The following is a 10,497-nucleotide window of genomic DNA, read 5'->3' on the forward strand; positions in this document are numbered from 1 at the left end:
GTAGGCTCGCGTCGCCCCGCCAGCCGAACCACAGGACGCTCGTGCCCGACGCTTCGCCACGCGCCTCGCGCAAGATCAGTTGGGACGTCCTTCGCGTTGTCGCCGTCCTCGCGGTCATTCTCGGGCACGTCACCCATCAGGGGGCGCTTCTGCATCCCGAACTGGTGGGGTACCCCTTTCGGGTAACCGCTCAGTTCGGCGCGGCCATCCTCCTGGTGATTTCCGCCTTCTTCGTGTGCGCGAGCCTGCGCAAGGGGAGGCCAGGGCGATGGCTGTGGAACCGGGTCGCGCGGCTGGTGCCCGCGTACCTGGTCGCGGTGGTCGTCACCTATGTGGTCGCCCGGTACGCGACGATCCGGTTCAGCGGCTTGCCGTTCCCGCCGGGTCTGTCCGGATTCCTGTTCGGCGTCCCGCAGGGCCCGCCGTCCGATCCGTCGCCCTGGTACGTCCCCACCGGCGCCGATCTGCTCGCCAACCTGGGCATGGTCCAGGAATGGGGCTGGCGGTACGAGCTCTTCTACTATCTCGACGGCGCCTATTGGACGCTGCCGGTCCAGCTCGTCGCCTTCACCGCCGCCGCTCTTCTGTGGCCGCGCCGGTGGCGCACCCACCGGCTCACCGTGGGGCTGCTCTGGGCGCTGATCCTGGTTCCCCTGTTCCTCCGGTTCGTCGTGTTCGACCCGGTTTCCACGCCGAAGCTCGTGGAGACCTTCTACTATGGGCTCGGTCTGCACCGGGTGCACGTCTTCGCCATCGGGATCGCCATCTGGCTGTGGGCGAAACGGAGGCTGGCGCACTGGCATCTCGCGTTGTTCGTGCTCGCCGCCTGCGCCGCGCAGGATCTGCAGGTCTTCCCGTTCCACCAGGCCCTGCCGAACGATCCCGAGCGCTGGCCGTCGGCCATCGGGTTCGCGATCATGCTGCTGCTGGTGTGCCTGGCCGCGCGCGGACCGGACTGGAGGTTCCCCGGTCTCGCCAGGATCGCCCCGGCTGTCACCTGGCTCGCGGGCATCTCGTATGGTCTTTATCTGGTGCACCAGGAACTCGGTTACATCCTGGCCCGTGCCCTGCTGAACGCCGGTGTCCCCGGCTGGCTGCGGCTCCCCCTCGTGCTGGCCGCCGCCGTTTTCGGGGGCTGGGCGATCACCGCCGGTGTGGAACGGCCGGTCCACCGGTGGCTCACCGCTCGCCGGGACCGCCGCGAAAAGCCGGGAAAACCGCAGGTCAAAGACTCGGAACCGGTTTCTGTCGGTGGTGCCTCGTAGCATGGAAGCGGCCGCCCGTGCAGCTATCGACCGGGACGGCGACCGCAGCTGAGAATGAAACCTGAAGGGACCCTGGCGTGGCTGATCGCCTCGTTGTTCGCGGCGCCCGCGAGCACAACCTCCGCGGTGTGGATCTCGACCTGCCCCGCGACAGCCTGATCGTGTTCACCGGTCTGTCCGGGTCCGGGAAGTCGAGCCTCGCCTTCGACACCATCTTCGCCGAAGGGCAGCGCCGCTACGTCGAGTCGCTGTCGGCGTACGCGCGCCAGTTCCTCGGCCAGATGGACAAGCCGGACGTCGACTTCATCGAGGGCCTTTCGCCCGCGGTGTCGATCGACCAGAAGTCCACCTCGCGCAACCCGCGTTCGACCGTCGGCACCATCACCGAGGTCTACGACTACCTGCGCCTGCTCTACGCCCGCGCCGGCAAGGCGCACTGCCCGCAGTGCGGCGAGGCGATCAGCAAGCAGACCCCGCAGCAGATCGTCGACCAGGTGCTCGCGATGGAGGAGGGCACCCGCTTCCAGGTGCTCGCGCCGGTCGTGCGCGGCCGCAAGGGCGAGTACCTCGACCTCTTCGAGAACCTGCAGCAGCAGGGCTACGCACGGGTCGTGGTCGACGGGACGATCCACCCGCTCACCGACCCGCCGAAGCTGAAGAAGCAGGAAAAGCACCAGATCGCCGTCATCATCGACAGGCTCTCGGTGAAGACCAGCTCGCGGCAGCGGCTCACCGACTCCGTCGAGACGGCGCTCCGGCTGGCCGACGGCCTGATCGAGCTCGAGTTCGTCGACCTGCCGGAGAACGACCCGCATCGCGTGCGCGGCTTCTCCGAGAACCTGGCCTGCCCCAACGGCCACCCGCTGGCGATCGAGGACCTCGAGCCGCGGTCGTTCTCGTTCAACGCCCCGTACGGCGCCTGCCCCGACTGCACCGGTATCGGCGTCCGCAAGGAGGTCGACCCGGAGCTCGTGGTCCCGGACGACGAGCTGTCACTCGGCGAGGGCGCCATCGCGCCGTGGGCGGGCGGCCAGAGCGCGGACTACTTCATCCGCCTGCTCGAATCGCTGTCGGAGACCATCGGCTTCCGCATGGACACGCCGTGGCGCAAGCTTCCGGCGAAGGTGCAGAAGGCCGTCCTGCACGGCGTCGACGAGCAGGTCCACGTTCGCTACAAGAACCGCTACGGTCGTCAGCGTTCGTACTACGCGAGCTTCGAGGGTGTCATCCCGTTCCTCGAGCGGCGCCAGGAGCAGACCGAGTCCGAGTACATGCGCGAGCGGTACGAGGGCTACATGCGCGAGGTGCCGTGCCCGGCCTGTCAGGGCACGCGGCTCAAGCCGGAGATCCTCGCCGTCACCCTGGAGCACAAGACCCAGGGCGACCGGTCGATCGCCGAGGTCTGCGCCCTTTCGATCGCCGAGGCGTCGCAGTTCCTCGACGAGCTGGAGCTCGGCAAGCGCGAGCAGGTGATCGCCGGCGCGGTGCTCAAGGAGATCCAGGCGCGGCTGCGCTTCCTCCTGGACGTCGGTCTCAACTACCTCTCGCTCGACCGCGCCTCCGGGACGCTGTCCGGCGGCGAGGCGCAGCGCATCCGGCTCGCCACGCAGATCGGTTCCGGTCTGGTCGGCGTGTTGTACGTGCTGGACGAGCCGTCGATCGGGCTGCACCAGCGAGACAACCACCGGCTGATCGAGACGCTGGTCCGGCTGCGAGACCTGGGCAACACGCTGATCGTCGTCGAGCACGACGAGGACACCATCCGCTCCAGCGACTGGGTGGTCGACATCGGCCCGGGCGCCGGTGAGCACGGTGGCCACATCGTCCACAGTGGACCGTACAAGAAGATCCTGCGGAACAAGGAATCGATCACCGGCGCGTACCTGTCGGGCCGCACCAAGATCGAGGTGCCGGCGATCCGGCGCCCGATCGACAAGAAGCGGCAGCTGACCGTCGTCGGCGCGCGCGAGCACAACCTGCGCGGTCTCGACGTGTCGTTCCCGCTCGGCTGCCTCGTGTCGGTCACCGGTGTCTCGGGTTCCGGGAAGTCCACGCTGGTCAACGACATCCTCGCGACCGTGCTGGCGAACAAGCTCAACGGTGCCCGCCAGGTCCCCGGCCGCCACACCCGCGTGAACGGGCTGGGAGGCGTGGACAAGCTGGTCCGCGTCGACCAGTCGCCGATCGGCCGCACCCCGCGGTCCAACCCGGCGACGTACACCGGCGTGTGGGACCACGTGCGCAAGCTGTTCGCCGCGACCACCGAGGCGAAGGTGCGGGGTTACCAGCAGGGCCGGTTCTCGTTCAACGTCAAGGGCGGCCGGTGCGAGGCCTGCGCCGGTGACGGCACGATCAAGATCGAGATGAACTTCCTGCCGGACGTCTACGTCCCGTGTGAGGTCTGCAAGGGCGATCGGTACAACCGCGAGACGCTCGAAGTGCACTACAAGGGCAAGACCGTCTCCGACGTGCTGAACATGCCGATCGAGGAGGCGGCCGAGTTCTTCGAGCCGATCAAGGCGATCCACCGGCATCTGGCGACCCTCGTCGACGTCGGCCTCGGCTACGTCCGGCTCGGGCAGCCCGCGCCGACGCTGTCGGGCGGTGAGGCGCAGCGCGTCAAGCTCGCCAGCGAACTGCAGAAGCGGTCCACCGGCAAGACGGTCTACATCCTCGACGAGCCGACCACGGGTCTGCACTTCGAGGACATCAGCAAGCTGATCGGCGTGATCAACGGGCTGGTGGACAAGGGCAACACGGTGATCGTCATCGAGCACAACCTCGACGTCATCAAGACCTCGGACTGGATCATCGACATGGGTCCCGAGGGTGGTTCCGGCGGTGGCACCGTGATCGCGGAGGGCACGCCGGAGCACGTCGCTTCGGTGGAGGAGAGTTACACCGGACAGTTCCTCAAGACCGTTCTTGCGTGAGGGCTCGTGAGTGGTAAGGACGGTTCTAACCGTCCTTACCACTCACGAGGTCCAGCACCGGCGAAGCGGGCCCGTAGTAGAAGGCGCGCAGCCGGTACGAGGCGCCCTCTTCGCCCGGCATCGTGGCGAGCCCGGCCGACGTCGTCCCCGGATCGGAGACCTCGATCGGCACGAAGTCGGCGGCGTCGGGTTTCTTGATCTCCACAAGGAAGCCGTCTTCGTCGCTGGAGCGATCGGCCCAGCTGAACCGCACCATCTCCTCTGGCGCGGGCTCGGCCCGGAACGAGGCCGGAGCGGCAGAGCGGTCGCCTGCCCGCAGGGACACGGTGGGTCCGGCCGCGGCCGGAGTGGCAGGCCCGGAAACCGTGACGGCGTCCGAAACGGCGCCGTAGAACGGCCGGATCCGGTAGTAGAACCGCGTCTCCGGCATCAGGTCCGGATGCCGGTAGGACGTCCGCCTCGGCGGCACGAACTGCAGGATCGTGTATTCGCCGTGCGGATCGGTGGTGTATTCGACGATCCGCCCCGCGGCGGCCGGATCGTCGTCGGGCCAGCTCAGGTCCACGTTCACCGGATCGCTCAGTGTCGCGGTGAAACGGGGCTCCTCTCCGCATCCCGACACGAAAGCGAACACCAGCAGCAGAACGGCCACGAGTTTCCTTGGCACGCCCAGACCCTCCCGGGAATCAGGCGGCGGCGGAATCCGGAGGCGTCAGCATACGAGCGCGTCCGGTGATCGACAAGACCCCGGTTGAACCGCATCCCCGTGCCGTCCGTGTGGGAGGCAAGAGGAGGCGGCCATGGAGAACCGAGGAGAGGCCGGTGCCGATGCACAGTTCGATCGCGGCGCGCGCCGAACGATCCACTCTGCCCCTGCGGGTTGCAGTACTGTCCTCGCCGACCCAGAAGACCGTCGGGAGGACGCGAGTGGCGATCGGAGGCCGGCGGCCCAAAAAGGCCAAAGGCGAGGACTTGGTCCGGCACTTGTACGCCGAACACGGGCGAAGCCTGCTGGCGTACGCGACGAGGCTGACCGGGGACCGCGCGGCCGCGGAGGACGTCGTGCAGGAGACCCTGGTCCGGGCCTGGAAGCACGCCGAAGACCTGGAGAACGACGCGAAGGGATCGGTGCGGGGCTGGCTGCTCACGGTGGCCCGCAACATCATCACCGACCGCGCGCGGGCAAGGGCGGCGCGGCCGCCGGAGGTGGCGGAGCCGGAGGAAGGCGTGCCCACCCCGGCGGTGGAGCGGGATCACGCGCAGAGCGTCGTGGACTCCATGGCCGTGCTCGGGGCGATGGACGGCCTTTCCACGGAACATCGTGAGGTACTGGTGGAGATCTACTACCGGGGCCGGACGGTGGCCGAAGCGGCGAGATCCCTGGGCGTGGCCCCGGGTACCGTTAAGTCGAGATCTTATTACGCGTTACGGGCGCTCAGAGCCGTGATGGCGGGACCCGGGAAGGAGGTGGCGCGATGAGCGCGGTCGGACACGACCAGGGCCAGCTCGCCGCCTACGTCCTCGGCGGGCTCACCCCGGCGGAAGCGGCGACGTTCGAGACGCATCTGGCGAACTGCCCCACGTGCCGTCGTGAGGTGCGCGAGCTGTCGGAACTGCGGTATCACCTCGACGAGGTGCCGCCGGAGGCGTTCCTCGAAGGACCTCCTGACGGGGGAGATCTGCTGCTGCAGCGCACGCTGCGTCAGGTTCGCGAAGAAGAAGGCACCCACGAGCGCAAGCCGCGGCGGCTCCTCGCCGTGGCCGGTGCGGCCGTACTGGTCGTCGTGGCGCTGGGCGCGGGCGTGCTGGTCGGACGGCAGACGTCGCCCGAACCGTCGACCGTGGCGCTGCCGGTGCCGACGGCGGCGGCCCCGGTGCCCGGCACCCGCGATCTCGCGGCCACCGACCGGGAAACGGGCACCCGGCTGGCGGTCCGGGTCGTCCCGGCGGCGGGTTGGGTCCGGCTCCACGCGAAGGCGACCGGTGTCCGCGAAGGCGAGAAGTGCACGCTCGTCGTGGTGACCAAGAGCGGAGAGCGGGTCACCGCGGGCAGCTGGCTCGTTTCGGAGAAGGGGCAGCGCGAGGGCACCGGGATCGACGGTTCGGCACTGGTGGCACCGGACGACGTGGCCTCGGTCGACGTCGTGACCATGGACGGCCGGAACCTGGTGTCGGCGCGGGTATGACCGATTCGCTCGCGGGTCGCGGAGGCGGTTGGTACCGCTTCCGCGACACGTGGGTGCTCCCTGCCTCGCCCAAGACGGTTTTCGACGCCGTCGTCGACCTGGCCGCGTATCCGCTGTGGTGGCGCGATGTCCGGTCGGTCAGCCAGGTCGACGAGGACACCGCCGAACTCGTCTGCCGGTCCAGGCTGCCGTACGCGTTGACCGTCCGGATGCGCCGGGACCGGCAGGACGAGCGCGAGGGCCGGGTGCGGGTCCTGCTCAGCGGCGATCTCGAAGGGATGCTGGCCGGCGCGCTGATGGCGGTGGGCAGCGGCACCAGACTGGAGATCACGCAGGAGGTCGAGGCGCGGAAGCCGTTGCTGCGCAAGCTCGATCGGATCGCGCGGCCGGTGTTCCGGATCAACCACGCGCTCATGATGCGACGGGGGCAAAACGGATTGCGGGGGTATCTGCGGGCTTCGGCGGGTTAGAGTCCCGCCATGCGTGTCGCCACCGTGCAGCCGTACACCGTCCCCGCGGATCTTTCCGCGAACATCGCCGAACACGCGAGACTTCTCCGGATCGCGGACGCCGATCTCTGCGTCTTCCCCGAACTTTCCTTGACCGGCTTGGAGTTCGAGGCGCTCGCCGCCGATCCGGGACTCTGGTTGTCCCCGGACGACCCCCGCCTCGATCCGCTTCGGGAAGCGTGCCGGGCCAGCGGTGTCCACGCCGTCGTCGGGCTCCCGCTCGCGGAGGACGGACGGCGGTTCATCGGATCGCTCGTCCTCGGTCCGGCCGGGGAAACTGTTGCCACTTATGCGAAACGGAACCTGCACGACAGCGAGGAAGAGCTGTTCGAACCGGGCACGAGGCAGGTGATCATCGAGGTCGGAGGCAGGCGTCTCGGCCTCGCGATCTGCCTCGACGCCGCGAACCCGGACCACGCGCGGGAGCTCGCCGAGGCGGGCGCCGAGGTCTACGTCCTCAGCGCGCTCTTCGGCGAGGGCCAGGAACAGCGGCTGCTCGACCAGGTCGGCGTCGCGGCCGGGTGTGGGATGTGGGTCGTGCTTTCCCAGTATTCCGGCAAGACCGGCGGGATGGCCGCGTTCGGTGGCAGCGGGGTCTGGAAACCCGGAGGCGCCGCCGAGGTACGCCTCGGCGGCGAGGTCTCCGAGTGGGCCTACGCGACGGTTGCTTCCTGAACTTTCCGGGTGCGAAGTAACACCGTCGCGGAGAAGACGGCGAGAGCGAGCAGTCCGGCGCTCAACGCGTACGCCGTCCGGTAGCCACTGGTGAGCGCCTCGGGAATCGCGGTGCCCCCGGCCAGGAGCGAGCCGGTACGGGACGCGGCGGCGGTGGCGAGCACGGCGGTCCCGATGGCCGCGCCGATCTGCTGCGTGGTGTTGATCAGCCCTGAAGCGACCCCGGTGTCTGCGGGTGCGACGCCGGACATCGCCTGTCCCATCAGCGCCGGCATCGCCGCGCCGAACCCGACTCCCATCAGCACGAGCGCGGGCAGGACGTCCCTCGCGTAGTCGCCGTCCGCCTCGACGGTGGCGAGGAAGCCGAGCGCCAGCGTGACCAGGGAAAGCCCGGTGACGAGTACCGTTCGTGCCCCGAAGCGGTGGTTCAGCCGCTCGGCGAAGACCAGGGACATCACCGCGATCGAGAGCGGGGCGGGCAGGAAGGCGAACCCGGTGCTCAACGCGTCGAGTTCGAGCACGCGCTGAAGATAGAGCGCGGTGATGAACTGGAAGCCGAACAGCCCGGCGACCATCAGGACCATCACCGTGTTCGCCCCGGACACCGCGCGGAGGCGGAAGATCCGCAGCGGCAGCAGCGGTTGATGGGCCTTCGCCTGCCGGAGGACGAACCCGGCGAGAAGCAGCAGCGACACCGCGAGCAACCCGAGCGTGCGGGCGTCGGACCAGGTGTACTCCTCGGCCTTGACGATCGTGTAGACCAGCAGCATCAGCCCGCCGGTGACCAGTCCGGCACCGGTGACGTCGGTGCCGCCGCGTAGCCCGGGGCCCCGGTCGTCGGCTAGCAGCCGGACGGCCAGCGCCAGCGCGATCGCGCCGATCGGCAGGTTGACGAAGAACGTCCAGTGCCAATCGAGCAGCTGGGTGAGCGTTCCGCCCGCGATGAGCCCGATCGACGATCCGGCGGCCTGGGTGAAGCTGTAGACGCCGATGGCCTTCGCCCGTGCCCGCGGTTCCGGGTAGAGCGTGGTGATCATGCCGAGCACGACGGCCGACGCCAGCGCGCCGCCCGCGCCCTGCAGAAAACGGAACACGATGAGCTGCGCCTGGTCCTGCGCGATTCCGCACAGCAGGGAGGCGAGCGTGAACAGGCCGAGCCCGGCGAGGAAGACCCGTTTCCGGCCGATCAGGTCGCCCAGTCTGCCGGACAACAGGAGCAGCCCGGCGAACGCGATCAGGTAGGCGTTGACCACCCAGGCGAGGGTGGACGGCGTGAAGCCGAGGTCGTTCTGGATCGCGGGCAGCGCGACGGCGACGATCGAGCCGTCGAGGACGACCATCAGCGAGACGGCGCAAAGGACGGCGAGGGCGAGAGCGCGCTGTGGCATGAAGAATCCTATTCGGAAGAGTTCCCCAGGTGATGCTTTGGTGCATCACTTGTAACAGCGCCCATCTTGTGTGACTCTGTTCCTCGCCGGAAGGAGGCACTTTCATGTCCCAGGGGAACACCGATGTGACCGCGCAGGCCAGGGTCGTCGATCCGGAAAAACTCGAGGTGTGCACCGTGCTCGAGGTGATCAACCGGATCAGCGGCAAGTGGGCGATCGGCATCCTGCTGGAGGCCACGCGCGGTCCCGTGCGGTTCACCGAACTCGAGCGGTCGGTGGAGGGGATCAGCAGGCGGATGCTCACGCTGACGTTGCGGAACCTCGAACGTGACGGCCTGCTCGTGCGCACCGTGTACCCGACGGTGCCGCCGAAGGTGGAGTACGAGGCCACGCCCATGGCGAAGGAGCTGTACGCGTCGCTGAGCGGCCTGCTGAGCTGGGCCGAGCGTCATCGTGACTCGATCGCCGAGTCCCGTGTCGTCTACGACGAGAAGGTCAGCGCCTGACGTCCGCCGCGTGCACGGCACGTTGGACGTGCGAGCACAGCATGGCGAAGTACATCTTGTGGAACGGCAGGTCGGTGCTGTTCTTCGCGGACCAGCTTCCCCAGAGGCCGCCCGGACGCAGATAGCGTGACGTGTACGCGGTCGTGAGGTCGGCGTCGATGTGGTGCAGGGCCGCGAGTGCCCATTCCTGGTCGTAGCGCAGATCGGGCCGCGCGAGGTAACGGTCCAGATAGGACACGAGGATTTCGGCGTCGGCGATGGTGCCGAACCGGGCGAGCGCGAAACAGTAGCCTTGCCCGGCGAAGACCAGGTCGCTTTCCAGGAACAGTTCCCGGATGCGCCCGCGCCACGCGGTGCGCCGGTCGACGCCGATGAGCCAGGCCGCCGTGATCCGCGGCCGCCAGTCCGCCGCGAGCAGATCGCCGAGTTCGTCGTCGGTGATGTTTCGCGAGTCCTCGACGAGGTCGCGCAGGAAGGCCTCGCGTTCGGGGTCGCTCATCATCCCGGCGAAGTTGCCGTGCAGCAGCTTGGAGTACCGCGCGATCACATAGCGGTCGATGGCGTCCGGCATGCCGCTCAGTTTGCCGGAAAAGACGAAGCCGCGGTGCGAGGACGGGGGACCCCCCATCGCCACCAACCTGCCGGCGTCGGCCCCGATCATGGTCTCGCGAAGCGGCAGCCGGTCGACCCACACCCCCGCCAGGGTGCCGATCAGCACGAACGGCAGAAATCTCAGCGCGGCCAGCAGTCCGACGTCCCATGCGGTCCCGCCGAGCCCGAGCAAGGCGGCGGTCGGCAACGCGATCCGCGAAACCTTGTCGCCGAACGCGCTGATCGTCTGGCCGATCCACAGGCGCCGGAAGTCGCCGGGGAACGAGAAAGAGGAAGGCATCGAAATCCGATCACTGGAAGGAAAATCGAGCCTAAGATCCAATAGACGTCAAAGCCGGGTCGGTTATTCGAAGTCGAGGAGAGCGGGAAATGCCCCAGCGGCCGGTCGGTTCCGGGGGAATCGCGGGAATGATCCAGCTGCAC

10 protein-coding genes are annotated in these 10,497 nt (G+C 68.4%); 7 read left to right on the top strand and 3 right to left on the bottom strand.

Translation table 11 applies throughout. The annotated features are described in order from the left end of the window. The first annotated feature begins 41 nt into the window (after positions 1-41). The gene (locus LCL61_RS20485) at positions 42-1,265 is read left to right on the top strand and encodes an acyltransferase (protein WP_340688332.1); all 1,224 of its coding nucleotides are present in this window, start codon (positions 42-44) and stop codon (positions 1,263-1,265) included. A 77-nt stretch (positions 1,266-1,342) separates the two neighbouring features. Continuing rightward, a complete protein-coding gene (gene uvrA / locus LCL61_RS20490) occupies positions 1,343-4,198 on the top strand; it encodes an excinuclease ABC subunit UvrA (RefSeq protein ID WP_340688333.1) in 2,856 nt (951 codons plus the stop codon). A gap of 25 nt (positions 4,199-4,223) precedes the next feature. On the opposite strand, the gene LCL61_RS20495 is transcribed toward uvrA, so the two are convergent. Then, positions 4,224-4,850 carry a fibronectin type III domain-containing protein gene (locus LCL61_RS20495; protein WP_340688334.1) on the bottom strand — a complete coding sequence of 209 codons (627 nt, stop codon included), beginning with the start codon at positions 4,848-4,850 and terminating at the stop codon, positions 4,224-4,226. A gap of 275 nt (positions 4,851-5,125) precedes the next feature. On the opposite strand from LCL61_RS20495, the gene LCL61_RS20500 reads away from it, so the two are divergent. Genes LCL61_RS20500 through LCL61_RS20515 form a run of 4 tightly spaced genes read left to right on the top strand, consistent with a single transcriptional unit; the run spans position 5,126 to position 7,568 of the window. Further along, complete coding sequence (locus LCL61_RS20500) at positions 5,126-5,677, top strand: sigma-70 family RNA polymerase sigma factor (RefSeq protein WP_340688635.1); 552 nt, start codon at positions 5,126-5,128, stop codon at positions 5,675-5,677. Beyond that, on the top strand, positions 5,674-6,384 hold the full coding sequence (locus tag LCL61_RS20505; protein WP_340688335.1) for a zf-HC2 domain-containing protein: 711 nt from the start codon (positions 5,674-5,676) through the stop codon (positions 6,382-6,384). The genes LCL61_RS20500 and LCL61_RS20505 overlap by 4 nt, the downstream gene beginning before the upstream one ends. Continuing rightward, positions 6,381-6,854, top strand: coding sequence for an SRPBCC family protein (locus LCL61_RS20510; RefSeq protein ID WP_340688336.1), 474 nt, complete (start codon positions 6,381-6,383; stop codon positions 6,852-6,854). Before LCL61_RS20505 ends, LCL61_RS20510 begins: the two co-directional genes overlap by 4 nt. A gap of 9 nt (positions 6,855-6,863) precedes the next feature. Continuing rightward, positions 6,864-7,568: a carbon-nitrogen hydrolase family protein gene (locus tag LCL61_RS20515; RefSeq protein ID WP_340688337.1), complete on the top strand. Its 705-nt coding sequence runs from the start codon at positions 6,864-6,866 to the stop codon at positions 7,566-7,568. Here the strand turns inward: LCL61_RS20515 and LCL61_RS20520 are convergent. Then, positions 7,547-8,956, bottom strand: coding sequence for an MFS transporter (locus LCL61_RS20520; protein ID WP_340688338.1), 1,410 nt, complete (start codon positions 8,954-8,956; stop codon positions 7,547-7,549). The genes LCL61_RS20515 and LCL61_RS20520 overlap by 22 nt on opposite strands. Before the next feature lie 104 nt (positions 8,957-9,060). On the opposite strand from LCL61_RS20520, the gene LCL61_RS20525 reads away from it, so the two are divergent. After that, entirely contained in the window at positions 9,061-9,462 is a 402-nt protein-coding gene (locus tag LCL61_RS20525; protein WP_125682348.1) for a winged helix-turn-helix transcriptional regulator, read from the top strand. On the opposite strand, the gene LCL61_RS20530 is transcribed toward LCL61_RS20525, so the two are convergent. Then, complete coding sequence (locus tag LCL61_RS20530; RefSeq protein ID WP_340688339.1) at positions 9,452-10,354, bottom strand: DUF6000 family protein; 903 nt, start codon at positions 10,352-10,354, stop codon at positions 9,452-9,454. The genes LCL61_RS20525 and LCL61_RS20530 overlap by 11 nt on opposite strands. Between the last annotated feature and the right edge of the window lie 143 nt (positions 10,355-10,497).

This window comes from Amycolatopsis coloradensis (assembly GCF_037997115.1).
GTDB classification, from domain to species: domain Bacteria; phylum Actinomycetota; class Actinomycetes; order Mycobacteriales; family Pseudonocardiaceae; genus Amycolatopsis; species Amycolatopsis coloradensis_A.

Excerpts from the sequence above, each read along its gene's own strand:
- LCL61_RS20505 (WP_340688335.1), top strand. The coding sequence starts at position 5,674 with ATGAGCGCGGTCGGACACGACCAGGGCCAGCTCGCCGCCTACGTCCTC.
- LCL61_RS20510 (WP_340688336.1), top strand. The coding sequence starts at position 6,381 with ATGACCGATTCGCTCGCGGGTCGCGGAGGCGGTTGGTACCGCTTCCGC.
- LCL61_RS20515 (WP_340688337.1), top strand. The coding sequence starts at position 6,864 with ATGCGTGTCGCCACCGTGCAGCCGTACACCGTCCCCGCGGATCTTTCC.
- LCL61_RS20520 (WP_340688338.1), bottom strand. The coding sequence starts at position 8,956 with ATGCCACAGCGCGCTCTCGCCCTCGCCGTCCTTTGCGCCGTCTCGCTG.
- LCL61_RS20525 (WP_125682348.1), top strand. The coding sequence starts at position 9,061 with ATGTCCCAGGGGAACACCGATGTGACCGCGCAGGCCAGGGTCGTCGAT.
- LCL61_RS20530 (WP_340688339.1), bottom strand. The coding sequence starts at position 10,354 with ATGCCTTCCTCTTTCTCGTTCCCCGGCGACTTCCGGCGCCTGTGGATC.